This window comes from Microbacterium sp. MPR-TSA4, assembly GCF_058792815.1.
In genome coordinates this window covers 1-24,237 of record NZ_JBXAFF010000032.1, presented here as the reverse complement: position 1 = coordinate 24,237, position 24,237 = coordinate 1, and the positions used below count along the sequence as shown (strand labels likewise).

23 protein-coding genes and 1 tRNA gene are annotated in these 24,237 nt (G+C 71.9%); 13 read left to right on the top strand and 11 right to left on the bottom strand.

Translation table 11 applies throughout. The features are described 5' to 3' along the window. Positions 1-26 precede the first annotated feature (26 nt). Entirely contained in the window at positions 27-1,283 is a 1,257-nt protein-coding gene (locus tag AC1Q49_RS12240; RefSeq protein WP_492492434.1) for a CDP-glycerol glycerophosphotransferase family protein, read from the top strand. Beyond that, positions 1,280-2,764 (top strand): CDP-glycerol glycerophosphotransferase family protein, encoded by a 1,485-nt coding sequence (locus AC1Q49_RS12235; protein ID WP_492492432.1) that lies wholly within the window; start codon positions 1,280-1,282, stop codon positions 2,762-2,764. The genes AC1Q49_RS12240 and AC1Q49_RS12235 overlap by 4 nt, the downstream gene beginning before the upstream one ends. A gap of 79 nt (positions 2,765-2,843) precedes the next feature. On the opposite strand, the gene AC1Q49_RS12230 is transcribed toward AC1Q49_RS12235, so the two are convergent. After that, positions 2,844-3,935 carry a glycosyltransferase family 2 protein gene (locus tag AC1Q49_RS12230; protein WP_492492430.1) on the bottom strand — a complete coding sequence of 364 codons (1,092 nt, stop codon included), beginning with the start codon at positions 3,933-3,935 and terminating at the stop codon, positions 2,844-2,846. Positions 3,936-3,990: 55 nt separating this feature from the next. Here AC1Q49_RS12230 and AC1Q49_RS12225 point away from each other — a divergent pair, with 55 nt between their 5' ends. Continuing rightward, positions 3,991-5,256: a CDP-glycerol glycerophosphotransferase family protein gene (locus AC1Q49_RS12225; RefSeq protein WP_492492428.1), complete on the top strand. Its 1,266-nt coding sequence runs from the start codon at positions 3,991-3,993 to the stop codon at positions 5,254-5,256. 6 nt (positions 5,257-5,262) lie between these two features. On the opposite strand, the gene AC1Q49_RS12220 is transcribed toward AC1Q49_RS12225, so the two are convergent. The 4 genes from AC1Q49_RS12220 to AC1Q49_RS12205 all read right to left on the bottom strand — a co-directional run bounded on the left by AC1Q49_RS12220 (position 5,263) and on the right by AC1Q49_RS12205 (position 8,578). Continuing rightward, positions 5,263-6,561, bottom strand: coding sequence for a maltokinase N-terminal cap-like domain-containing protein (locus AC1Q49_RS12220; RefSeq protein WP_492492426.1), 1,299 nt, complete (start codon positions 6,559-6,561; stop codon positions 5,263-5,265). Positions 6,562-6,617: 56 nt separating this feature from the next. Further along, a complete protein-coding gene (locus tag AC1Q49_RS12215) occupies positions 6,618-6,815 on the bottom strand; it encodes a hypothetical protein (RefSeq protein ID WP_492492424.1) in 198 nt (65 codons plus the stop codon). A gap of 70 nt (positions 6,816-6,885) precedes the next feature. Next, positions 6,886-7,818, bottom strand: coding sequence for a hypothetical protein (locus tag AC1Q49_RS12210; RefSeq protein ID WP_061782226.1), 933 nt, complete (start codon positions 7,816-7,818; stop codon positions 6,886-6,888). A gap of 67 nt (positions 7,819-7,885) precedes the next feature. After that, positions 7,886-8,578 carry a phosphocholine cytidylyltransferase family protein gene (locus tag AC1Q49_RS12205; protein WP_060960196.1) on the bottom strand — a complete coding sequence of 231 codons (693 nt, stop codon included), beginning with the start codon at positions 8,576-8,578 and terminating at the stop codon, positions 7,886-7,888. 198 nt (positions 8,579-8,776) lie between these two features. On the opposite strand from AC1Q49_RS12205, the gene AC1Q49_RS12200 reads away from it, so the two are divergent. The 3 genes from AC1Q49_RS12200 to AC1Q49_RS12190 are packed head-to-tail and all read left to right on the top strand — an operon-like array spanning position 8,777 to position 12,169. After that, positions 8,777-10,309 carry an ABC transporter ATP-binding protein gene (locus AC1Q49_RS12200; RefSeq protein WP_492492421.1) on the top strand — a complete coding sequence of 511 codons (1,533 nt, stop codon included), beginning with the start codon at positions 8,777-8,779 and terminating at the stop codon, positions 10,307-10,309. Beyond that, positions 10,285-11,838: a hypothetical protein gene (locus tag AC1Q49_RS12195; protein WP_060959142.1), complete on the top strand. Its 1,554-nt coding sequence runs from the start codon at positions 10,285-10,287 to the stop codon at positions 11,836-11,838. The genes AC1Q49_RS12200 and AC1Q49_RS12195 overlap by 25 nt, the downstream gene beginning before the upstream one ends. A 55-nt stretch (positions 11,839-11,893) precedes the next feature. Then, positions 11,894-12,169: a DUF3039 domain-containing protein gene (locus AC1Q49_RS12190; RefSeq protein ID WP_060959143.1), complete on the top strand. Its 276-nt coding sequence runs from the start codon at positions 11,894-11,896 to the stop codon at positions 12,167-12,169. Positions 12,170-12,197: 28 nt separating this feature from the next. Here the strand turns inward: AC1Q49_RS12190 and AC1Q49_RS12185 are convergent, their stop codons facing one another. Continuing rightward, positions 12,198-13,532 carry a nicotinate phosphoribosyltransferase gene (locus AC1Q49_RS12185; protein WP_492492418.1) on the bottom strand — a complete coding sequence of 445 codons (1,335 nt, stop codon included), beginning with the start codon at positions 13,530-13,532 and terminating at the stop codon, positions 12,198-12,200. Between the two features lie 94 nt (positions 13,533-13,626). Here AC1Q49_RS12185 and murI point away from each other — a divergent pair, with 94 nt between their 5' ends. The 5 genes from murI (at position 13,627) to AC1Q49_RS12160 (ending at position 17,616) form a co-directional block, all read left to right on the top strand. After that, positions 13,627-14,463, top strand: coding sequence for a glutamate racemase (gene murI / locus AC1Q49_RS12180; protein ID WP_060959145.1), 837 nt, complete (start codon positions 13,627-13,629; stop codon positions 14,461-14,463). Next, the gene (gene rph / locus AC1Q49_RS12175) at positions 14,460-15,197 is read left to right on the top strand and encodes a ribonuclease PH (protein WP_101306098.1); all 738 of its coding nucleotides are present in this window, start codon (positions 14,460-14,462) and stop codon (positions 15,195-15,197) included. The genes murI and rph overlap by 4 nt, the downstream gene beginning before the upstream one ends. Next, complete coding sequence (gene rdgB / locus AC1Q49_RS12170) at positions 15,194-15,841, top strand: RdgB/HAM1 family non-canonical purine NTP pyrophosphatase (RefSeq protein WP_492492415.1); 648 nt, start codon at positions 15,194-15,196, stop codon at positions 15,839-15,841. Before rph ends, rdgB begins: the two co-directional genes overlap by 4 nt. A 65-nt stretch (positions 15,842-15,906) precedes the next feature. Then, positions 15,907-16,824, top strand: coding sequence for a cation diffusion facilitator family transporter (locus tag AC1Q49_RS12165; protein ID WP_492492413.1), 918 nt, complete (start codon positions 15,907-15,909; stop codon positions 16,822-16,824). A gap of 39 nt (positions 16,825-16,863) precedes the next feature. After that, positions 16,864-17,616 carry a spermidine/putrescine ABC transporter permease gene (locus AC1Q49_RS12160; RefSeq protein WP_492492411.1) on the top strand — a complete coding sequence of 251 codons (753 nt, stop codon included), beginning with the start codon at positions 16,864-16,866 and terminating at the stop codon, positions 17,614-17,616. A 2-nt stretch (positions 17,617-17,618) separates the two neighbouring features. Here AC1Q49_RS12160 and AC1Q49_RS12155 read toward each other — a convergent pair whose 3' ends face one another. Beyond that, positions 17,619-20,045 (bottom strand): ATP-dependent DNA ligase, encoded by a 2,427-nt coding sequence (locus AC1Q49_RS12155; protein WP_492492409.1) that lies wholly within the window; start codon positions 20,043-20,045, stop codon positions 17,619-17,621. A 59-nt stretch (positions 20,046-20,104) separates the two neighbouring features. Between AC1Q49_RS12155 and ku the strand changes: the two genes are divergently transcribed. Continuing rightward, positions 20,105-20,953, top strand: coding sequence for a non-homologous end joining protein Ku (gene ku / locus AC1Q49_RS12150; RefSeq protein WP_191008447.1), 849 nt, complete (start codon positions 20,105-20,107; stop codon positions 20,951-20,953). Between the two features lies 1 nt (position 20,954). Here ku and AC1Q49_RS12145 read toward each other — a convergent pair whose 3' ends face one another. The 4 genes from AC1Q49_RS12145 to AC1Q49_RS12130 form a co-directional block, all read right to left on the bottom strand. Continuing rightward, the gene (locus AC1Q49_RS12145) at positions 20,955-21,680 is read right to left on the bottom strand and encodes a DedA family protein (protein ID WP_060959151.1); all 726 of its coding nucleotides are present in this window, start codon (positions 21,678-21,680) and stop codon (positions 20,955-20,957) included. 132 nt (positions 21,681-21,812) lie between these two features. Next, positions 21,813-21,894 (bottom strand) — tRNA-Leu (locus AC1Q49_RS12140). Positions 21,895-21,906: 12 nt separating this feature from the next. Then, positions 21,907-22,734 carry a formate/nitrite transporter family protein gene (locus AC1Q49_RS12135; RefSeq protein WP_060959152.1) on the bottom strand — a complete coding sequence of 276 codons (828 nt, stop codon included), beginning with the start codon at positions 22,732-22,734 and terminating at the stop codon, positions 21,907-21,909. Between the two features lie 81 nt (positions 22,735-22,815). Continuing rightward, entirely contained in the window at positions 22,816-23,163 is a 348-nt protein-coding gene (locus tag AC1Q49_RS12130) for a histone-like nucleoid-structuring protein Lsr2 (protein ID WP_492492406.1), read from the bottom strand. A gap of 178 nt (positions 23,164-23,341) precedes the next feature. On the opposite strand from AC1Q49_RS12130, the gene AC1Q49_RS12125 reads away from it, so the two are divergent. Then, positions 23,342-24,237: TadA family conjugal transfer-associated ATPase (locus AC1Q49_RS12125; RefSeq protein WP_492492404.1), on the top strand; the 896-nt coding region annotated here is incomplete at its 3' end.

Below are 24,237 nucleotides of genomic sequence, written 5' to 3'. Positions count from 1 at the left end.
ACGCCACCCCGCGATAGGCTCGCGGGGTGGCGTCCTTCTCGTTCGGCGTCGGCAATGCCCGCAAGCTCCTGCGCGTGCCGATGTACGTCGGCGGGCGCCTCGCGACCCTGCTGATCCCGCGCTCGCGCGACCGGTGGGTCTTCGGGTGCGCGTGGGGCGTCGGCGACGGCGCATGGGCGCTCTGGCAGCACGCGCGCGGCGAGGGCGTGCGCGCGGTCTGGCTGACCGGTTCCGCCCGCGACGACCTGCAGGCGCAGGCACGCGGCATCCCGTGGACGCGCAAAGGGTCGCTGCGCGGGTTCTGGGTGACGGCGCGCGCCGGGGTCATCGTGATCACCCACGGCTTCGGCGATGTCAACCGCTACGCCGCGACCGGCGGCGTGGTCGTGCAGCTGTGGCACGGCATCCCGTTGAAGCGTCTGGGACTGGACGCACCCGTGACGATGCAGGTGACCGCCCGCCGTCTCCCGGCGCGAGTCGAGCGGATCCTCACACGGGTGGTGACCGCGGCGTACCGCCGCACGCAGTCGCGCATCCGCGTGCTGCCGGCCGCCTCCCAGCTCGTGCGGGGCCGCCTCGAGTCCGCCTTCGGGCTCCCCTCGACGCGGGTGCCCGTGACGGGGGAGCCGCGCACCGATGTGCTCTTCGCCGGCGACGCCGACGAGCGGCGTGCGCGCGCCCGCACCGCCGTCGCGGAGGCGACCGGTGCGCTCGGGACGGCGAGGCTGATCCTCTACGCGCCGACCTGGCGCGACGGCGCCCCCGATCCCGCCGTCCCGACGCCCGCCGAGGCGGATCGCCTTCGCGCCCTGCTCACCGAGTCGGACGCCGTGCTCCTGATCCGGTCGCACCCGCACGGCGCCGGCGCCTACGCGCGTCACGCCGGGGAGCGCATCCGTCTTCTCGGAGCCGACCTCGTCGCCGAGGTCACGCCTCTGCTGCCGGCGATCGACGTGCTGATCACGGACTACTCGTCCATCGTCTTCGACGCGGCGCTCGTCCCCGTGCCCGCGGTCTTCCTCACCCCGGACCTCGCCGCCTACGCCCGGACGCGCGGGTTCTACGGAACCTTCCGCGACGTGTCGGGGGAGGCCCCCGCCACGACCTGGGACGAGGCGATCGCCCAGACGCGCGCGGTCCTCACCGATCCCGCCGAGCACGCGCGGCGTGTGGCGGCGGCCCGCGCGCTGAGCGCGCGCGTGCACGACGTCGCCGACGGTGGCGGCAGCGCCCGCGTGTTCGGGGCGATTCAGGCGGCGCTCGCCGCAGAGAGGCGATCATGACGATCACCGCGTCGATCCGCCACGCCGAGGCGGGCCCCGAGCTCGTCCTGCAGGGTGAGGGGAAGCTGCCCGACGCCGCCGTGCTCGCCGGTCGGCGTGCGCGGGTGGACGGGAGTCCCGCCGCCGACGGCACCGGGGGGTGGACCGCGGCGCTGCCCCTGCGTTCGGCGCGCGGCGGCGAGCGCGAGCTGCCGCTGCCGACCGGCGACTACCGCCTTCGCCTCGACGGCGCCGACGCCGGCGAGGTGGCCGCGGCATCCATCGCCGACACCATGACCTCGACGATGCGTGTCGCCCTCCGCGACGGGACGCTCACGGTGCGTCCGCCGATCGACGCCGCGTACGACTCGGCCGAAGCGCAGGCCGCTCTCGAGCGCCGATATGCGACGCGCCCGGGGGGCGAGCTGGAGAACGCCGTCTTCTTCGAGAGCTTCTACGGGCGCATCGCCGGGTGCAATCCGCGGGCGATCGACCGTGAGCTCGCGCGTGCAGCTCCCGGGGTGATCCGCTACTGGAGCGTCGTCGACCTCTCGGTGGCGGTGCCCGACGGCGCGGTGGCCGTGGTCGAGGGCAGCCCGCAGTGGTGGCGCGCGCGAGCGTCGGCGCGTCTGCTCGTGGTCAACGACTGGCTGCGGCGACGCTATGTGCGCCGTCCCGGCCAGCGCGTGCTGCAGACCTGGCACGGCACGCCCCTCAAGCGCCTCGCCCTGCACCGACCGGGCTTCGACCTGCGGCGGATGCTCGCGGTGGTGCGCGAGGGTCGCCGCTGGGACGTGCTGCTCGCCCAGAACGAGTACGGCGCGCGAACGCTGCGCGCGGCCTACGCGTTCCTGCGTCGTCCGATCTGGGTGGAGGGGTATCCCCGCAACGACGAGCTGTCGGCAGGCACCGGGAGCAGGCAGCAGGAGATCCGGTCGCTGCTCGGGATCGGCGCCGAGGAACACGTGCTCCTCTACGCACCCACGTGGCGAGACGACCGCGAACAGATCGTCGACTTCCTGGACCTGCCGGCGTTCGCCGAAGCCACCGGTTCGGTGGTGCTGGTGCGCGGTCATTCGCGGACGCTGCTGCCGGGGGTGGACCTCACCGTCGATGCGCCCGGGCCGCGGGTCATCGACGTCACGGGTCACTCCGACACGTCCGAGCTGCTGATGATCGCCGATGCGCTCATCACGGACTACTCGTCCGTGATGTTCGATTTCACCGCCACCGGCAAGCCGATCTTCTTCTTCACCCCCGACCTCGAGCATTACCGCGGGCGGCTGCGCGGCTTCTACTTCGATCTCGCGGCCCACGCGCCCGGGCCTCTGGCGACGACCCAGGAGGAGCTGACGCGCCTGGTCGCCGATGAGACGGTGCCGGAGCAGTTCGCGAGCCGGTATGCGACCTGGCGCGCCCGCGTCAACGCCCGCGACGACGGACGTGCGGCCGAACGGGTCGTCGCCCGGATCCTCGACCAGAGGTTCGTCGACCGGGACTGATCGGGCCGGCGCGTGCCGCGGGGTCGGGTCGCGCGAGGGCAGCGGCGTTCCGGGGCAGCGGCGTAGCGGTTCAGCGGTGTCAGGGCAGCGGCGTGTTGCGATCCAGACGCGACGTGTCGATGTTCTCGCGCGCGCCGCGAGCGGCACCGATGAGGAAGCCGACGCCCCACGCGACGTGCATGGTCGGCAGCACCACCAGGCCCCAGAGCCGCTCCCGGATGCCGGGACCCGCGGCCGGGCTCAGCGCCCAGCCGACCACCACCAGCGCGTATGCCGCGAGCGGCGCATACACGACGGAGGCCACGAGCGCCGGGATGCCGCTGAGGACGCCCGTCGCCTGCAGGACGCCGACGATGAGGGCGGCGACGGTGGTGAGCACCAGAGCGGGCGGCGCGAAGAAGCGCAGCGAATTGCGGCGACCGTATCGGCGCACGAGCTCGCCGCGCCACGTTCCCGTCGAGCGGAACTGCCGCGCCAGTCGCGTCCAACGCTCGCGCGGCCAGTACGTGACGGCCAGCTCGGGATCGAACCACACGCGGTAGCCGGCGCGTCGGATGCGCAGATTGAGCTCCCAGTCCTCCCCGCGGCGGATGGTCTCGTCGAACAGCCCGACCTCGTCGAGCACGTCGCGCCGGATCACGCCGAGATAGGCCGACTCGGCCGGACCCGCACGGCCGCCCGAATGGTAGGCGCCGCCGCCGAGGCCCACACGGGCGTTGTACGCGCGGGCGACGGCACGCTGGAAGCCGGTGCGGCCGTCCGCGCGCATGACTCCGCCGACGTTGGCCGCACGCACCCTCGCCAAGGTGTCCAGCGCGCGCTGCGCGTATCCGGGTTCGAGCTCCGAGTGCGCGTCCACGCGCACGATCGTCGGGTAGCGCGCCGCTCGGATGGCGAGGTTCAGGCCCACCGGGATGTCGGCGGCCGGGTTGCGGATGAGGCGTACCCGCGGGTCGCGCGCCGCCAGCTCCGCGGCGATCGCGTCGGTCGCGTCGGTGGACGGTCCGAGAGCGAGGATGACCTCGCTGGGGCCGGCCGTCTCCTGGGCGAGCGCGCTCTCGACGGCGCGGGTCAGATACGCCTGCTCGTTGAGCACAGGCATCACGAAGCTGACCCCGGCATCCGGGGACGGCACCCGCGCGTCCCGGGAGCGTGCCGCGACGGAGTGCATCCGACGATCATCCCATGCCGGGGGCGCACCGGCGCGGCCGCCGTAGGCTGGAGGGATGGGAATCGTCTCCGAGGCACGCCGCGCCCGCTCGCTGCTGCGGCGCGTGGCCAACGGGCGGTCGGCACTGCGGGAGGTGCGCCGCGAACAGGCTGCGCGGCCCCCGGCACCGCCGGCCCACTTCCGGATCGCGGTGTACTTCGCCGACGGCGACGTGAACATGTACCAGATCCGTCAGTGGTATCGGCCGCTGGCCGCCGTCGCCGGGCGGTGGCCGGTCGTGGTGCTCAGCCGGCACGCGACGGGTGCGCGGGCACTCCTGGCCGACGACGCCCTGCCCGTCGCGTTCGTCCCGAAGGTGCGCGACCTCGAGCACTACATCGCGCAGCAGGACATCCGGGTGGTCCTCTACGTCAACCAGAACACGCGGAACTTCCAGATGTTCCGGTACGGTCGCCGCTGGCACGTGTTCATCAACCACGGCGAGTCCGACAAGATGTACATGACCACGAACCAGTTCAAGGCGTACGACTACGCCCTGGTCGCGGGGGAGGCGGCGCGCGATCGCCTCTCACGGACGCTGTGGGACTACGACGTCGATCGGCGCACGATCGCCGTCGGCCGTCCCCAGACCGATCACTACGTCGGTGAGCCGCCGTATGCGCCCGACGAGCGCACGGTGGTGCTCTACGCGCCGACCTGGGAGGGCGATCGTCCGGCGGCCCGTTACGGCTCTCTCCGCAGCCACGGGGAGGCCCTCGTCGCGGCGCTGCTGTCGTCGCCCCGGTACCGTCTCATCTACCGTCCCCACCCCCGCTCGGGCGTCGTCGACCCGGAGTACGGCGCGGCGAACGCGCGCATCGTGGCCGCCATCACGGCTGCGAACGCGTCCGATCCGACGGCCCGGCACGTCGTCGACGCCGGGGGAGAGCTGGGCTGGCAGCTCCTCGCCGCCGACATCGCCGTCGTCGACATCTCCGCGATGGTCTACGACCGTCTCGCGACGAGCAAGCCCCTGCTGATCACGCGCCCGGTCGATCCCGCCGCCGACGTCGATACGAACGGGTATCTGTCGGATGCCGAGTGGCTGGATGCCGCCGGTGCGGCCGACGTCGACGACCGCATCACGCGGATGCTCGACGACCCTGACGCGGCCGCGCGTCTCGCGCGGTGGGTGCAGCGGTACTTCGGCGATACGGCGCCGGGTGCGGCATCCGCGCGGTTCGAGGCCGCCATCGCCGAGCTCATGCGACGGTGGGAGACGTGGGATGCCGCGACGCGCGCGGACGCGGCGTCCGGGCCTTCGGCCGGTGTGGAGGGCTGAGCGCGCTCAGCGCGTGACGAGCCGCGCCACCGCCGCCAGCGGTATCGCGAGCCACGCCGGACGGTGGCGCGCCTCGTAGATCGCTTCGTACACGGCCTTGTCGAGCTCGAGCGCGTCGAGGAGAGCACCCGACGGGTCGGCGAACGTGGAGCCGTACCCGGTGAGGAAGCTCGTGCGGGCGGCGAGCGCCCACGCGTCGGCGGCGGCGTCGGCCGTGGCGTCGAGCTGGTGCGGCCCGCGCTGGAGGCGGAGGGAGCCCGCGACGTAGTCGAACGAGCGCAGCATCCCGGCGATGTCCCTCAGCGCCAGGTCGGGGGCGCGCCGTTCGGAGATCGGGCGCATCGGCTCGCCCTCGAAGTCGAGGAGCATCCAGCCGCGGGTGGGGGAGTGCAGGACCTGGCCGAGGTGGTAGTCGCCGTGCACGCGTTGCAGGTGCGGCCAGGGCGCGGCCTCGGCGCGCGCGTAGATGCGCGCGACCGCATCGTGGAACGCGCCGAGCGCGGGCACCTCCGCGACCGCGATCGACAGGCGCCGGCGCCACGCCGCGACGATCGAGCGCCGCGCATCGGCGTCGGCGGGCGGGGTCGGAAACAGGTGGGCGAGATCGCGATGGACATCGGCGGTCGCGCGTCCCAGCGATCGCGCTTCGGCCGAGAAGTCGGCGCTGACCGCGGCGGCCGCGAGCGCCACGCGCCAGGCGTCCTCGACATCGGGGAGGAACTCCTGGGCGAACGCGAGCGATCCGCGGACGGCGGGCTCGCCGGGGGCGGTCGACGTCCACTCGCCGTCGAGGTGACCGATCACGGGCGGGACGTGCGCAGAGCCCGCGGCCGCGAGCGCCGACTGCAGCTCGATGTCCGGATTGATGCCCGGATGAAGCCGACGGAACACCTTGCAGATGACGGGCGCGGCGTGGGAGGGCCGGAAGATCACGGACGTGTTCGACTGCTCGCCCGTGAGCACGCTCGCCGGTCCGGCGAGATCGGGGCGCCCCAGCTCGACGAGCAGCGCCGCCGTGAAGGCGGGATCGTGGGGGCCGTCGACGAGGAGCCGATCATCGTCGACGCCGACGGTGTGGGACGGTTCCGGCTCGCCGGCGCGGGGCCGCCACACGAGGGGGACCTGATACACGATCGCGTCGGCGTCGTCTCCGTCGCCGACGATCAGCAGCTGCACGTCGACGTCGGGAGCGGAGCTCCAGAGCCGCCGCTCGGCCAGCACGCGCAGCCGCGGCTCACCGCCCGTCGGGGTGTACCACCTCTGCTGCGGCATCCATGCGGCCAGATGCCTCAGCGTCGTCTGCATGGGTCGAGGCTAGCCAGCGCGCCGTCGGGTGTCGAGAAAGCCGCGCCGAGGCGTCGTCAGTCCTCTGGCGTCGACTCCTCGTCCTGGACAAGGACCTCCACCGGCACGGAGAATGCGACGCCGGCGGCACCGAAGACACCGAGATCGTCGACCGGGGGCGGCAGCACCTCCGCGGGCTGCTGCTCATCGACCGGCTCGGCGGGCAGACCGCCCCATTCGGTCGGCTCTTCGGGACGGCTCTGGAAGATACCCATGGCCCCATTGTGCGCGACCCCGGCGTCGCGGGGGCGCCCCCGCCGGGCGCGTCTCCCGCGACGCGGGTCGTCAGTCTCCCGCGGCAGCGCCGTCCGCCGCCGAGCGGCCACCGCGGCGGGCCTTCGCTCCGACCGCGCCGGCGGCGGCGCCCAGGGCCCCGGCCGCGCGACGTCCGCCCGCACCGATCGCCTCGCCGGCGCGCCGGACCGTGCCGAACGCGGAGCGCTCGAGCCGCTCGGTGCCGGGGCGCGGTTCGAGCTCCGCCGGGTACGCGACGGGCGGCAGACCGAACGCGCGGTGGGATCCCACCACCACGCGGCGGCCGAGCAGGTGGTTTCCGGTTCCGCCAATGGCCGCACCGATGCCGAAGGGGAGCGCCTTGCCGATGACCGAGGCGCTGCCCTTGGTCGCGAACTGCCGGATGAAGGACGACTTGAGCCGGTCGACGAGCGGACCGACGGCCGCGCGGGGCAGCGACTTCGTCACGAGCTCGCCCCAGTACGAGGTGCGCGAGCCACCGGTGCCGGCGACCTGTCGCCCGAGCTGTGCGACGAGGTCGACGCCCTCCTGGCCGAGCATCAGCGTCAGCACGAGCGCGCGGGCGCGATCGGGATTGTCCACGCGGATGCCGTGCAGCTCGGCGAGCGACTGGGCGAACAGCGCCGTGGCCTCCAGGAACCCGACGGTCTCGATGCCCGAGAGGGCCAGGGTGACCCCGGTCCCGATGCCGGGTACGACCGCCGTCGCGCCGACGGCGGCGCCGCCGGTGGTCACCGCCGCCAGGTAGCGCCGCTCCAGCATCCGGACGATCTGCGCCGTCGTCGCCTCGGGATGGCGTAGACGGATGCTGCGCAGGTGCGCGATCACGACCGGGCGCTGGACCTGCAGCATCCGATCGAGCGCCCGCACGGTGCGCGGGTGCTCGGGCGATCCTTCCGGAGGAAGGCCACCGTCCCACGGCGCGTCGTCGGGGAGGGAGTGGATGCGATGGATCTTGGCCATGTCGGCACGATCCTATGGACGGCCCCTGAGCGGCGGCTGAGCGGTCGGGGTGTCGTCGATCGTCCGGTCAGACGAACTGGTTGGCGCGTTCGAGATCTTCCGCGAAGTCGACCTCGACGGCATAGAGGTCGGAGATGTCGAGCGGTTCGAGCAGAAGGCCGTTCTCGGCGATGGCGAGCTCGAGCCCGCGCTCGAAGTAGTCCTGGTCGTCGACGCGGCTCAGCTGTGCGATCAGCGCGCGCTTGTCGGCTGCGGAGATGTAGTTGATGCCGACGGCTTCACCCACGCCGCCGCGGACGGTCTTCGACAGCTCGGCGATGAAGCCCTCCGAGGACACCGTGTACTTGACCTCCTCGTCGCTGACCGAGGAGGTGTTGACGGTCGCGAAGGACTGCTCGGCATCGATCAGGGGGCGGGCCCGGCCGAGCACCCGCGGGTCGAAGACGACGTCGCCGTTGAGCCACAGGACCCCGGCGCGCCCCGTCGCGCGGAGGGCCCGCAGAAGGCTCTTGGACGTGTTGGTCTGGTCGTAGCGCTCGTTGTAGACGTACTCGGAGTCGGGGAACGCATCGACGATGGCCTCGGCGCGGTAGCCCACGACGGTCGTGATGCGGGCGGCCGATCCGAAGGCGGCGCGGATGTTGTCGTGCTGCTGCTGCATGATGGTGCGGCCGTCGCTGAGCGCGGTGAGCGGCTTGGGCAGCGAGCGCCCGAGGCGCGAGCCCATGCCCGCTGCGAGGATGACGGTCTGAAGTGTCACGAGTGTGCTCCCGGGGAAGTGTTCACGGAGTATTCGGCGTTCAGCCACTTCCTTGTGCTCCGGCTATGATACCGGCTCGACCTGGGAAGGTGCGGGAAGTGGCTGATCCGTCGCATTTTCGCCCCCCGAACCGCACGCATTGTCACGCTCTGTGGACGACTCGCGGCAATCGTCGGGCGTGCTTGCTAGGTTTGTCGGGTGAGCGCCCCCCAGCCGATCCCCCAGGACGACGACGGCGTGCACGCCCTGCCGCCGCTGCCCCCGGTCGCCGCTGCGGAGGCCGCCGCTCGGCTCGATCGGACGCCCTCGGATGCCGACGAGGCGCCCGTCGTCGATGCTCCGGCGCCCGCCGCTCCGCGCCCGCGCCGCCCGCCGGCGAAGCGTGCGCCGCGCGCGCGGAAGCCGAAGGTCGAGACGCCGCCGCGCCCCGAGATCGCCCCGGAGATCGCCGCGGCGCGCTTCGAGGCCGCCGCGGCCGATCGCGCGGTCGTCGTGCCCGCCGAGTCCGACACCACGCCGACGGTCGAGGAGCCGGCCGCGGACGCCGAGGAGCAGGTCCCGGCGCCGGCCGCGGTCGAGCCGGAGGGAGACGTCGAGGAACCGGCGCGCCCGCATTCCGAGCCCGAAACCGAGGTCGCCGAGTCGGCTGTCGAGCCGGAGCCGGAATCCGCGGATGCGGCAGAGACCGAGACCGCTGCTGAGACCGTAGAGCCTGAGCCGGAGGCGGAGTCCGAAGCGGATGCCGCAGAGCCCGAGCCCGAGGCGGTGGAGGCGGAGTCCGAGCCCGAGCCGGAGCCCGAGCCCGACGCCGCCGACCTCGAGCCTGACCTCGCCCCGGCATCCGAACCGGAGCGGGAAGACGACCCGGCAGAGGTGCCCGAGCCGTCGGTGGCGGAGGTCTTCGGAGACCTGGCCGACGAGGTGTTCGTCGTGGCGAGCGAAGAGGCCGTGTCCGAGGCGGCGGCATCGCCGACGCCGGCCGTGCACGTGCGGGGCGTCACGAAGTCGTTCGGCGCGACGGTCGCGGTGGACGCGATCGACCTGCGCATCCCGGCGGGGACCTTCTACGGGATCGTGGGTCCCAACGGCGCCGGCAAGACGACCACGCTCTCCATGATCGCGGGCCTGCTGCGCCCCGACAGCGGCGACATCGCGATCGCCGGCATCGACCTCGCCGCGGACCCGCGCCGCGCGAAGCAGCAGATGGGGATCCTCCCCGACCGGCTCCGCACGTTCGACCGGCTCACCGGGCGCCAGTTGCTCCACTACTACGGCGTGCTGAGGGGACTGCGCTCCGCGGTCGTCGAGAGCCGCAGCGCCGAGCTCGCGCGCGCGTTCGACCTGACCGACGCCCTGGTGCGGCCCGTGTCGGACTACTCCGCGGGAATGACGAAGAAGATCATGCTCGCCGGCGCGATGATCCACTCGCCGCGGGTGCTGGTGCTCGATGAGCCGTTCGAGTCGGTCGATCCGGTGTCCTCCGCGGTCGTCCTCGACATCCTCTCCGCGTACGTGGCCCACGGGGGGACGGTCGTGCTCTCCAGCCACGGGATGGAGCTCGTGGAGCGGGTGTGCTCCGGCCTGGCCGTCATCGTGGGAGGTCGGGTCCTGGCCGAGGGGACGGTGGACGAGGTCCGCGGCGGCCTCACCCTCGAGGAGCGTTTCATCGAGCTCTCGGGCGGTATCAGCGACGCGGAGGGGCTCGAGTGGTTGCACACGTTCTCCGACTGAGGCTCGATCTGCTGATCGGTGCGCTGCGGGGCGAGCGCCGACAGGCGGTGCGGACGGTCGTGGGGTTCGTGCTCGTGGCGCTGGCCGTCGGTGCCGTGTGGGCGGGCGCCCTGCGGCTGCGCTCGTCGTCGGACGAGGCCGCCTTCGCCGTCACGATGGTGGCGGCATCCGCTCTGACCGTCGGCTTCCTGGTGACGGCGCTCATCGGCGGCGTGGACGATCAGCTCGATCCGCGCCGGTTCTCCGTCCTCGGCGCCTCGCCGCGTGCGACGGCCGCCGCGACGTTGCTGGCGAGCGTGATCAGCGTGCCGATGATCGCGCTCATCGCGATCGCGATCGCGATGGCCACCCTCTGGTCTGAGCGCGGAGCGCCCGCGGCCGTCGTCGTGCTGTCGTCGATCGCCGGGGTGCTCACCTGCCTGCTCCTGTCCAAGATCGCCCTCGCGATCGGAGGGCTCCTGCATGAGCGACGGTCGCGGGAGCTCACGGGTGTCTTCCTCATCGCCGTGATCGCGGTGGTGGTGCCCGTCGTCGTGTTCCTCGCGTCGCTGCAGTGGGCCGAGGGCGTCCCGTCGGCCCTCACCGAAGCGGTCGACGTCCTGGCGCTGACGCCGTTCGGGGCGGCCTGGGCGCTCCCGCACCGAGCCGTCCACGGCGGACTGCTCGGGCCCGCGATCGTGGCGGCCCTCACGGTTGCACTTCTCGCGGTCTGCTGGTTCTGGGTCGTCGGGCGCCTGATGACGACGACGGAGCGCCCGGGCTCGACGCGCGAGCGGCGCGGTCTGGGATGGTTCGACCTGACCGGAGGCACGCCGGCGGGCGGTGTCGCCGCACGGAGTCTCATCTACTGGTTCCGCGACCCGCGCTACCTGGTGAACATGATCATCGTGCCCGTGGCCGCGGCCGTGACGATCGTGCCGCTCGTGCTCGTCGGGGTGCCGCTGTCGATGGCGGTGCTCATCCCCGCGCCCCTCATCGCCCTCTTCCTCGGATGGCTGCCGCACAACGACCTCGCGTACGACTCGACGGCGCTGTGGATGCACATCGCCGGGGCGGTGCGCGGTGCGGCCGACCGGGCCGGGCGGCTCGCCCCGATCTCCCTCGTGGGCGTCGTGGTACTGGCGGTCGCGATCCCCGTCACCGTCTCCATACACGGCCGGTGGGCGATGCTCCCGGCGATGATCGGCGTGTGCGCCGGCCTCTTCCTCAGCGGACTCGGCCTGTCCTCCCTGGCCTCGGTCATCGCCCCCTACGCCGTCTCCCGGCCCGGGGACAGTCCGTTCCAGCAGCCGCAGCGCACCGGCGGCGGTCTCTCGCAGGGCGTCGTGATGCTGGGAGCGCTGGCGTGCGGGGCTCCGGCGCTGTGGTGGGCCTGGCTCGCCCTGACGGTGGACGAACAGTGGTCGTGGACCGCGTTGTGGGGCGGCATCGGCATCGGCGCGGTGGTGCTGCTCGCCGGCATCCTCGGCGGCGGCGCCGTGTTCGATCGCACGGGCGAGCGGTTGATGGAGTTCGCGGAGTCGACCTGATCCGCTGTGGACTAACTCGGCCGGGCGGGTCGCCGCGCGGATAGAATCGGACACCATGAGCAGCCCTCTCGACAGCCCCGACGGCCCCGGCGACGGCGGCGTCGCCACCCTCGACCGGGAGCTCGAGGAGCTCCTGCGCGAGGAGAACATCGAGCCCGGCGACCACGAGCGCTTCTCCCACTACGTCAAGAAGGACAAGATCCTCGAGTCGGCCCTGACGGGAAAGCCGGTGCGCGCCCTCTGCGGCAAGAAGTGGACGCCCGGCCGCGACCCGGAGAAGTTCCCGGTGTGCCCGACGTGCAAGGAGATCTACGAGTCGCTCATGAGCTGACCCGTTCGCCGTCGGTCCGGGCCTCCTGTCACGCGTCGATGTAGACCGTGGGCAGCGCCGGGTCGGACCGGCTCAGCGCGAGTGCCGTCACCGGCAGCTCTTCGCGCACCAGGGCGTGGTGCGCGCGGGCCTGCGCGACGCCGCCGGCGCCCTCGTACGCGGTATCCGGCTCACCGTGGTCCACGAGCGTCACCTGCAGCGCCCGGGCGTCGGGATGGTCGTCGGAGGTCTGCACGGCGTCGAACCCGTCCGACACCGCGATGAGCTCGCTGGTGGCCGTCCCGTGCGACAGGGTGCGGAACGCGGCCTTGCGTCCGCCCCGCGAGCCCTTGTCGGTGGACGCCTTCGCCACGGCGACCCAGCTGCCCGCCGCATCCTGGCGCGCGACCAGCTTGTAGACCATTCCGGCCGTCGGAGCGCCCGATCCGGTGACGACCGACGTGCCCACCCCGTAGGCGTCGACGGGGGATGCCGCCAGCGCCGCGATCGCGAACTCGTCGAGGTCGCTCGTGACCGTGATCCGCGTCGACGTCGCGCCGAGCTCGTCCAGCTGCGCGCGCACCTCCGCTGCGACGGTGGGCAGGTCGCCGGAGTCGATCCGCACCCCGCCGAGCCCCGTTCCGGCGACGCGCACCGCGGTCTCGACGCCGGCGCGGATGTCGTAGGTGTCGATGAGCAGCGTGGTGTCGATGCCGAGCGCATCGATCTGGCTGCGGAAGGCCTCCTCCTCGGTGTCGTGCAGGAGGGTCCACGCGTGCGCGGCCGTCCCCATCGTGGGGATGCCCCATTCGCGACCAGCTTCGAGGTTGCTCGTGGCGCCGAAGCCCGCGATGTAGGCCGCGCGCGCGGCGGCGACGGCCGATCGCTCGGCGGCCCGGCGCGACCCCATCTCGGCCAGGGGGCGGTCGCCGGCGGCGATGCTCATGCGGGCGGCGGCGTTCGCGACGGCGGAGTCGTGGTTCAGGATGCTGAGGGCCAGCGTCTCGAGCACCACGGCCTCCGCGAACGAGCCCTCCACGGTGAGGATGGGCGATCCGGGGAAGTAGAGCTCGCCCTCGCGGTATCCGCGGATGGTGCCCGTGAAGCGGTAATCCTCCAGGAAGCGCAGCGTCTGCGTGCCGACCACCCGGTGGTCGCGCAGGTAGCGCAGCTCGTCGTCGCCGAAGCGGAACGCGCGCAGCTGCTGCAGCAGCCGCCCGGTGCCCGCTACCACGCCGAAGCGGCGCGCACCCGGCAGGCGTCTGCCGAACAACTCGAACACGCACGGTCGCGACGCGGTCCCGTCGCGGAGGGCGGCGTCGATCATCGTGAGCTCGTACCGGTCGGTCAGCAGGGCGGACGACGGGGCATCGGCGCGGGTCATTCCGTCACTCTAGCGACGCCGTCGAGGCCGTCGGGCGCCGGGCCGGGTCCGCGTGCGGAGATCCTCCCGGGACCGGCGGGTAGGGTGGAGGATCGTGAATGACGCGCCGATCGGGATCTTCGACTCCGGGGTGGGCGGGCTCACCGTGGCCCGGGCGGTCTCGCAGCTCCTCCCGCGCGAATCCGTGCTCTACCTGGGCGACACGGCGCACTCGCCGTACGGTCCCAAGCCCATCGCGGACGTCCGTCGATACAGCCTCGACGTGCTCGACACGCTGGTGGAGCAGGGCGTCAAGATGCTCGTGATCGCCTGCAACACGGCATCCGCCGCCGTTCTGCGCGACGCGCGGGAGCGTTACGACGTGCCGGTCGTCGAGGTCATCGGCCCGGCGGTGCGCACGGCGATCTCGACCACGCGCAACCGGCGCATCGGCGTCATCGGGACGGTCGGCACCATTGGTTCGGGCGTCTACCAGGACATGCTGGGGGTCAACGAGCAGCTGGCGGTGTTCACGCAGGCCTGCCCGCGTTTCGTCGAGTTCGTCGAGGCCGGTGTCACGGGGTCTGCCGAGGTGCTGCGGGTGGCGGAGGACTACCTCGCGCCGCTGCGCCACGCGGGCGTCGACACGCTCGTGCTCGGCTGCACCCACTACCCGTTCCTCGAGGGGGCCATCAGCTACGTGATGGGGCCCGAGGTGTCGCTCGTCTCGAGCGACACCGAGACCGCGAAGGACGTCTACCGGCAGCTCGTCTCGCGCGACCTCCTCGCCGGTCCGGATGCGGTCGCCACCCACACCTACGAAGCGACCGGCGACTCCGCCGACGACTTCCTCCGCCTCGCCGACCGGCTCATGGGCCGCGGCGTCTCCAGCGTGCGCCTCGTGCAGACGGGCGCCATCGACCTGCCGGACCCCCTGAAGGGAACCCCATGACCGAGACCACCACCCGCGCCGACGGGCGCACGCCCGACCAGCTCCGCCCCGTCACGATCGAGCGGGGCTGGAGCGCGCACGCCGAGGGGTCCGCTCTGATCTCGTTCGGCGGCACGAAGGTGCTGTGCACGGCATCCTTCACGGGGGGCGTGCCCCGCTGGCTGACCGGCAAGGGCAAGGGGTGGGTGACGGCGGAGTACGCGATGCTGCCGCGCGCCACCAACTCGCGCAACGACCGGGAGGCCGTCAAGGGCAAGATCGGCGGGCGCACCCACGAGATCTCGCGTCTGATCGGTCGTGCGCTCCGCGCCGTCGTCGACACCAAGGCGCTCGGTGAGAACACCATCGTCATCGACTGCGACGTGCTGCAGGCCGACGGCGGCACGCGCACCGCCGCGATCACCGGTGCCTACGTCGCCCTGGCCGATGCGATCGAGTGGGGCCGCGCGAAGGGTCTCGTCGGCAAGAACGCGAAGGTGCTGCTCGACTCCGTCGCCGCCGTGTCGGTGGGCATCATCGACGGCGAGCCGATGCTCGACCTGGCCTACGTCGAGGACGTCCGCGCCGAGACCGACATGAACGTCGTCGTCACCGGTCGCGGTCTGTTCGTCGAGGTGCAGGGCACCGCCGAGGGGGCCCCGTTCGACAAGCGCGAGCTCGACGCACTGCTCGAGCTCGGCGTCGCCGGCTGCGCCGACCTCCGCGACGCCCAGACCGAGGTGCTCGCCTCGTGACCGGCGTCCCGAACTCCTCCACGGCGGACGCCGGACCCCGCCGTATCGTCTTGGCGACCCACAACCCGCACAAGGTGGAGGAGTTCGGCGCGATCGTCGCGCGTGTGCGCCCCGATCTGGAGGTCATCGGCTACGACGGTCCGGAACCCGTCGAAGACGGAGTCACCTTCGCCGCGAACGCGCTCATCAAGGCGCGAGCCGCCGCGGCCCACACCGGGCTTCCCGCGCTGGCCGACGATTCCGGCGTCTGCGTCGACGTGCTCGGCGGCGCCCCCGGCGTCTTCTCCGCGTACTGGGCCGGGCACCGCAAGGATGCCCGCGCGAACCTCGAGCTGCTGCTGGACCAGCTCTCCGACATCGCCGACCCGCACCGGACGGCCCAGTTCGTCTCGACCATCGCCCTCGTGGTGCCCGGGCCCGGCGGCCGCATCGTGCACGAAGAGACGGTCGAGGGCGTCTGGCCGGGCCGGCTCGCGACGGCGCCTTCCGGCGACGGCGGGTTCGGCTACGACCCGATCTTCCTGCCCGACGACCAGCAGGGGCGGACGGCCGCCGACCTGTCGGCGGAGGAGAAAAACGCGGCCTCGCACCGCGCCCGCGCGTTCGTCGCGCTCGCGCCGCTGCTGAGCGCGCTGGAGCGATAACCGCTTTCATTCCCGACTAGTGCGCGAGCGGGTGCGCGGGCGGCGCCGCGGCTTAGCCTCGTTCTATGCACGATCACGCACCCACCGGCATCCGGGACTCGAGCAATCGGCGACTGCTGACGATCTCGCTGTGGCTGACGGCCGGAGTGATGCTCGTCCAGATCGTCGGCGCCCTGCTGACCGGATCGCTCGCCCTGCTGGCCGACGCGGCACACATGTTCACCGACTCGTCGGCGCTGGTGATCGCCCTCATCGCCTCGGCGGTGGCCGGGCGACCGGCCGACGATCGCAACACCTACGGCTATCAGCGCGCGGAGGTCTTCGGCGCCCTCGTGAACGCGCTGATCCTCATCGCCCTCATGGTGTGGATCGCCGTCGAAGCGATCCAGCGTCTCATCGGACCGACCGAGGTCGAGGTCGCGGGAGGGCTGATGCTCCTCGTGGCCGCGGTGGGTCTCGTCGCCAACGCCGTGTCGATGTACCTGCTCAGCGCGGCGCAGAAGCGCAGCATCAACGTGCGCGGCGCCTACATCGAGGTGCTCGGCGACCTCATCGGCTCGGCGCTCGTGATCGTCGCGGCCGTCGTCATCTGGACGACGGGCTGGATGCCGGCCGACGCCCTCGCTTCGCTGCTCATCGCGGTGATGATCCTGCCGCGGGCCGTCGGACTCCTGCGCGAGGTCTTCTCCGTGCTCGGCGAGCGGGCGCCGCACGGCACCGCCGTGGCGGACATCCGCGACCACATCCTCGGCGAGCCCGGCGTCGTCGACGTGCACGACGTGCACGTGTGGCAGCTGACGCGCGGCGCCCCCGTCTTCACCGCGCACGTCGTCGTCGCGGACGACGTGCTCGCCGGTGACGCCGGAGGTGCGGGGGCGCTGCTGTCGCGTCTGCAGAGCTGCCTGTCGCGTCACTTCGATGTCGAGCACTCCACGTTCCAGCTCGAGCCGGCCGGGCACCGCGAGCACGACGCGCACGTGTAGCGACGAAGCCCGCCCGGCGACTGTGCGACGATGCAGGGCATGGACGATGCCGATCTCCGCGAACTCTCCCTGCTGCGCACGCGCGCGTACGGACCGGATGCCGACATCGAGCGCGATCCGGACGCGCTGGCCCGCCTGCGGGCGCTGGAGGAACGGCGCCGCACGCAGGCCCCGGTGACGCCTGCGCCCGCGGCCACGCCTGCGCCCGCGCCGGGCGCGGCCGTCGAGACCGCCCCGGAGGACGGCGGCGCGCCGCCTCCACGCCCGACGGAAGCGCCCGCGGCGATGCCGCCCCGCATCGGACGTGCGCTGGCGATCGGATGGGCGGCGTCGATCGCGGTGGTGGCCGTCGTCGTCGGTGCGCTCGTCTTCGGTCTGGCCTCGCTCCGTCCGGTGTCACCGGTCACGGGAGCGCGGCAGGTCGCGAGCCTGGACGAGCCGTTGACCAGTCCGCCGGCGGCGATGCCGTGGTTCGGCGAATCCGAGGAGAGCTCCGCCTACGCGTTCTCCGGGCTCGTGGTGGTCGCCGTCGCGCGTGACGTGCTGGATTCCTCGGGCGAGTGTCTGATCGTGACGCCGCGGGTCCCGGCCGCCGACGGGTCGCGGTTCGGGACCAGCGGCTGCGGCGCGGGGCCGTTCCAACCGACCGTCGCGCTGCTCGTCGCCGATGACAGCCCCGAGGAGCTGCGCGCCGCCTTCCCGGTGGGCACCGCGCTGCAGTTCGTGTGGGACGGGGACGCCGTCGCCGTCTTCGCGGCCGACCCGCAGGGTCCGACCGCCGCGCCGGCCTGAGCTCAGTCGTCCCGGCGCACGTCTGCGGGATCCACATCCGGACGCAGACCGCGCCACCGGGCGTGGCGCAGGGTGCCGCTCGGCGTGAACTCCGCGTACTCCACCTCGCCGACGAGCTCCGGCCGCACCCACAGCGCATCGGAGGCGTCCGCGACCGGCACGCCGAGCAGGGGCGAGGAGTCGGTGCGCAGCGGCTCGAGCAGGGCCGCGAGCCGGCTCAGCTCGCGGTCGCCGAATCCGGTGCCGACGCGTCCGACGTAGTGCAGGCCGTCCTCATCGGGGATGCCGAGCAGCAGCGATCCGATACTGCCGCGCCGTCCCCCTTTCCCGGGGCGGATGCCGCCGATCACGACCTCCTGCATGGCCGTCAGCTTGACCTTGAGCCACTCCTCGGACCGGGCTCCGCGACGGTAGGGAGACCGAGGATCCTTGACGACCACACCCTCCAGGTGCAGTTCCGCGGCGGCCGTCAGTGCATCGGACACGTCGTCCGCGACCGGCGGCACGGCGACGGCGGCGATGGCCTCGGCCGCGATCGTCTCGAGGACCTCGCGGCGTTCGCGCAGGGGACGCCCGGTGACGTCCTCCTCGCCGACGCGCAGCACGTCGAAGAGGAAGTAGTCGACGGGGATGCGCTGCGCCTCCCGCGCGATCTCCGGCGCCGAGGTCAGATGCATGCGCGACTGCAGTAGCGTGAAGCTCGGGCGGCCCGCGGCATCCCGGGCGACGATCTCGCCGTCGACGACCGCCGGGCGGGGGCCGAAGCCGACGTCTCCGGAGGTGAGTTCGGGGTAGCGGTCGGTGATGTCGGCGCCGCTGCGCGCTCGCAACCGCAGGCGGCTGCCGTCCCACGTGCCGACGGCGCGGATGCCGTCCCACTTGAACTCGACCCAGGGGAGGTCGCCCCACCTTCGCGCGGCCGCCGCGGCGAGCGCCGGCGTGGTCGACACCGCGAGCATCGGGGCGTCGGGCCCGCTCGCCGTTCGCGCGGGCGCGCGATGCCCGGCGCGCGCGGCGCGGACTGGCGGCGTGGCGGCATCCTTCGTGCGGTGCAGGAGCCACTGGGACTTCTCACCCGAGCCGGCCGTGCGGATCAGGGCGATCCGCACACGCCCGAGCGGGCCGTCCGGCCGGCCGGAGAGGGTCGCGATCACCTCGTCGTCGCGCCACTTCTCCACCGTGAACGTGCCGGAGTCCCAGACGGTCATCGTTCCCGCGCCGTACTCGCCGGCGGGGATCTCGCCGGCGAAGGTGAGGTACTCGAGGGGGTGCGGCTCGGTCATGACCGCGAGGTGGTTGCGATCGGGGTTCGCCGGGATGCCGCGCGGCACGGCCCAGCTGACGAGCACCCCGTCGTGCTCCAACCGGAGGTCGAAGTGCAGACGCGACGCGTGATGCTCCTGGATCACGAACCGCCACGACTCGTGCGAGCCGCTATGCCCCGCCGGGCCGGGGTGTGGCGGCTCGGCCAGGGCGTGTCGGTTCGCGGACGCGGGAAAGGGCTCGGGCGTGGCGGAGGGGGTGCGCTTCGCGACGTACGAAGAGAGGGGATCGGGGGAGACGGGCGCCAGGGGGGCGAGCAGGTCGCCGTCGGAGGCGGCGCGGGCGAGCACCTCATCGAACAGCAGGTGCCGCAGGTCGGGATCGTCGAGCTCGGCCCAGGTGCGGGGGGCGGCGACCGTCGGCTCCGCGCGTCCGCGGAGCGAGTAGGGCGCGATCGTGGTCTTGGCGGCGTTGTTCTGGCTCCAGTCGACGAACACCTTGCCGGGGCGTGCGTTCTTGCTCATCGCGCTCACGACGAGATCCGGATCGTCGGCTTCCAACGCGCGTGCCAGCTCGCGCGCGAACGCCGAGATCTCGTCGCTGGTGCGCGTCGCGTCCAGGGGTGCGTACAGGTGGAGGCCCTTCGACCCGCTGGTCACCGGCAGCGGGTCCATGCCCATGTCCGCCAGGATGCCGCGGGCCCGGCGGGCCACCTCGGCGCACTCGGGGAGCCCGACACCGGGTCCCGGGTCGAGGTCGAGCACGAGCCGGTCGGGCGATCCGCGGCCGCCGCCGTCGAAGCGCCATTGCGGCGTGTGCAGCTCGAGGCTCGCGACCTGCGCGAGGTACACCAGACCCGCGACGTCGTCGATCAGCGGGTAGTCCTTGGCTCCGCCGGAGTGATCGATCGCGCGGCGCCGGAGCCAGTCGGGTGCGCCGGCCTCCAGGTCTTTCGCGAAGAAGGGGGGCTCGCCGGTGCCGTCGGGCCACCGCAGCCGCGTGACGGGTCGGCCCGCGAGATGGGGGAGCAGGAGCGGAGCGATACGCGAGTAGTAGTCGATGACCTCGGCCTTGGTGGTGCCGGTCGCGGGGTACAGCACCTTGTCGAGGTTGCTCAGCCGGAGGCGTCGTCCGCCGACCTCGACGACCTGTGCTGCCTGTGCCATGGCGCCAGGGTAGCGGCCAGCCCCTGGCGAACCGGTGCAGGAGCCGGTTTGATGGGCCCATGAGATCGATCTGGAAGGGCGCGCTCACCTTCGGGCTCGTCAACGTGCCGGTGAAGGTGTACTCGGCCATCGAAGACCACGACGTGCCGCTGCATCAGGTGCACGCGGCCGACGGCGGACGCATCCGGTATCAGCGCATCTGCGAGCTCGACGGCGAGGTGGTGCCCTACGCCGACATCGACAAGGCGTACGACGACGGCGACCGCACCGTGGTGCTGACCGCCGAAGACCTCGCCTCGCTCCCGGCGGAGCGCAGTCGCGAGATCGAGGTCGTCGAGTTCGTCCCCAGCGACCAGATCGATCTGCTCACGCTCGACCGGCCCTATTACCTGGAGCCCGACTCCGCCTCGCCGAAGGCCTACGTGCTCCTGCGCAAAACCCTCGAGCAGACCGATCGCACGGCGGTGGTGCGCTTCTCCCTGCGCCAGAAGACGCGTCTCGCCGCGCTCCGGGTGCGGGGAGACGTCCTCGTGCTGCAGACGCTGCTCTGGGCCGACGAGGTGCGGGAAGCCTCGTTCCCGGCGCTGGATGAGCCGGTCAAGATCTCCGACAAGGAGCTCGAGCTGTCGGCATCCCTCGTGGAGAGCTTCTCGTCGGACTTCGACCCCGCGCAGTTCGTCGACGAGTACCAGCAGGAGCTGCGGACCCTGATCGACGCCAAGCTCGAGAAGGGCGACGCGCTCGATACGTCCGAGACATTCGGCGAGAAGGCCGAGAAGGATGCCGGGGGCGAGGTCATCGACCTGATGGCGGCGCTGAAGGCCAGTGTGGAGCGCAGCCGGGCCGCCCGTGCGGAGAACGAGAAGGTGGCCCCGCCCAAGAAGGGCAAGGCCACCAAGGCGTCGTGACTCAGGCTGCGGGCGTGCCGTCCTCGAGAGGCTCGACGGTCTCGGGCGCGAGCCCGGCGGCCTGCTCCTTCTTGACCTTGCGACGCTCGGAGAAGTAGTGCCACACGGTCACTAGGGCCGTGCCGCCGACGGCGGCGAGCAGGATGAGGTCGATGTAGTTCTCGACGAACGTGGCCACCGGCGGGATGAAGCCGATGAGGTAGCCGAACATCGTGAGGCCGAAGCCCCAGAGGACCGCGCCGATGAGGTTGTAGAGCGAGTACTTGCGCCACGGCATGTGGCCGACGCCCGCCGCCACCGGGGCGAACGTCCGGACGATCGGCACGAAGCGGGCGAGGATGACGGTGAGGCCGCCGTAGCGCTCGAAGAACGCGTTGGTGCGCTCGACGTTCTTGCGGCTGAAGAGGCCGGAGTCCTTGCGTTCGAACACGGCGGGTCCGCCCTTGTGCCCGATGTAATAGCCGAGCTCGCCGCCGACGAAGGCCGCGAGGCCGATCAGCAGCGCCACCCACCAGACGCTGATGCCGAAGATCCCGTGCGGCAGCGTCGGCGTCGAGTGCGACAGCAGGCCCGAGATCACCAGCAGCGTGTCGCCGGGGAGCAGGAAGCCGACGAGCAGACCCGTCTCGGCGAAGACGATGAAGCAGACCACCAGCAGGGCCCACGGGCCCGCGTTCTGGATGATGGCCGCAGGATCGAGCCAGGGGATGAGGGCGAGAGCGTGCACAGGGTTCCCGTCGGTAGATCGGCGGTGGAAGGTCGCTCAGGAGAGCGGTCGCGGTCAGTCTACCGGCGCGGTTCCCGAGTGATTGCGGTGAATCGGCTGATCACACCGGCCGCTCTGCGGCGACGTCGTCCGTGCGGAAGGTGGGACTTGAACCCACACGCCCGAAGGCACAGGAACCTAAATCCTGCGTGTCTGCCGATTTCACCACTCCCGCGCGGCGACCAGTCTATCCAGTGGTCTCGACCGACTCCGGAGCGGATACCGTCGACGCGGCTGCCAGACGGGGACGGCCGCCGATGATCCAGTAACCCAGACCGACGACGATCCCGCCGCCGACGAGGTTGCCCAGGCCCACCCAGAGCATGTTGTTGGCGAAGAGGCCCCACGTGAAGTGCGGGTCGCCGCTGAACAGGCCGATGCCGTACGTGGTCATGTTCGCGACGACGTGCTCGAAACCCGAGCTGATGAAAGCGAGAATCGCGGCGAAGATCAGGAGGATCTTTGCGACGTCGGAGCGCACGCGTGCACACATCCAGATCGCAAGGCACACGAGCACGTTGCAGAGGATGCCGCGGACGAACAGCTGCAGGGGGCCTTCCTCCGCCTTGGCGGCGAGCATGTCGGCGATCATCTTGCCGGCGGGTGCATTGGCGTGCAGCACGCCCGAGGCGACGATGAGCGCGGCGAAGAGGAGGGCGCCGACGAGGTTGGCGAGGAAGGTGGCCGCCATCGTGCCGATCGCACGCCACCAGCCGACGGCTCCCATGAGGGCGCCCTGGGGGAGGATCATCATCGCGCTCGTGAGCAGGTCGGCCCCGGCGAAGACCACGAGGGTCAGGGCGACGCCGAACACGACGCCGGCGACCAGCTTGGCGAGGCCATCGCCCGCTGCCAGGAGGGGGCCGGCGGTGGCGACCATGAGGACGACGCCGATTCCGATGTAGGCGCCGGCCAGCATGCCGGAAACGGCGAAACGCCCGGGGGAGAGGACGCCGTCCGCCTTATGGACCGCCGCGTCGGCCTGCGCCTGAAGGGTCTCGGGAATCGTGAGCACGAAGAAATCGTACTCTGTGGTCAGACCACAACACAAGCAGGGCGCCGCGGCGGAGGATCCGCCCGCCCGCCGGCGGAGGAATCAGTGCGCGGCGTCGTACGCCTCGAGGAGGGACTTCGCCACTCGTCCGCGCGTGCTCACGGTGTGGCCGTTGGAGCGCGCCCAGGCGCGGACGGCCTCCAGATCGCGCGTGCGCGCTGCGGGAGCGCCGCGCCGCACCGGCGCCGCGCCGAACGAGCGCACCCGTCGGGCCTTGTCGATGTAGGGGGCGAGGAAGTCATCCAGCTTCGTCGCATTCTGCCTCGACAGATCGATTTCGTACGCCTGCCCGCCGTAGCTGAATTGAATGCTGACGGAGTCCTCTTCGGGAATCTCCTCGCCGGTGAGATCGTCGACCACGATATACGTCTTGATTTCTCTGCGTGCCATGGCCGAGAGATTACCGCACCTTTTCCTGTTTTTCGACAGGGTTGTTTCTTTTCTGCTGCAACAGTAAAGGGCGGGGTTTCTTTTCTCTTGCCGCCCGTCCTCGGCATTCCGCGCGACGGCGCGGGAGCGCTGTGGATAGTCTCGGCGCGCCGACCCTCGTCGATGTGAGGATGCCGCCATGACCCCCTCCGCATCCGCCCCCACGTCCGTCGCGCCGGAGGGAACGATCTCGGCGGCGTCGACGATGGTGCTGCGCGCGATCGCCGACCGGGTGCGCGACCGCCTGCGCGATGAGCAGGCCGACCCGCTGCGGCATCCCGATCGCGCCGCGCAGCTGGCGACCGCGGAGGTGAGACACCACAATGACTACGCCCTCGCACGGGGACTGGAGTTCGTCGACGACGAGGACGCGGCGGTGCGCGAGGTGCTCGCGCGCGTCACCGGCTACGGTCCGTTGCAGGTGCTCCTGGATGATCCGCAGGTCGAGGAGATCTGGATCAACGGCCCGGGCGCCGTCTTCGCGGCCCGAGCGGGGCGAAGCGAGCGCGTGGCGATGCGACTGACCGACGAGGCGGTGCGCGATGTGGTCGAGAAGATGCTGCACGCCACCGGGCGCCGAGTCGATCTCAGCCAGCCGTTCGTCGACGCCTCGCTCCCGGACGGGAGTCGACTGCACGTCGTGATTCCGGATATCACACGCGCGCATTTCGCGGTGAACATCCGCAAATTCCTGCCGGCTCGGCGCTCCCTCGACGATCTCGTCCGCGCCGGATCGCTTCCGCTCGACGTAGCCGACCTGTTGCGCGACGCGATGACCGGCGGTCGCAACGTGCTCGTCTCGGGCGCCACGCACGCGGGGAAGACGACGCTGCTCGCCGCGCTCATCGGCGCGTGCGCGCCTGAGCAGCGGATCATCACCGTGGAGGAGACCTTCGAGCTCGCCGTGACGGCTCCCGACATCGTCGCGTTGCAGGGGCGCCAGCCGAGTCTGGAGGGCACAAGCGGGCTGTGTTGCATTTCCTGCAACTGTGCGGGTTGGCGCATGATCGTTGATCTGGCGCGGAAACGAAGCCG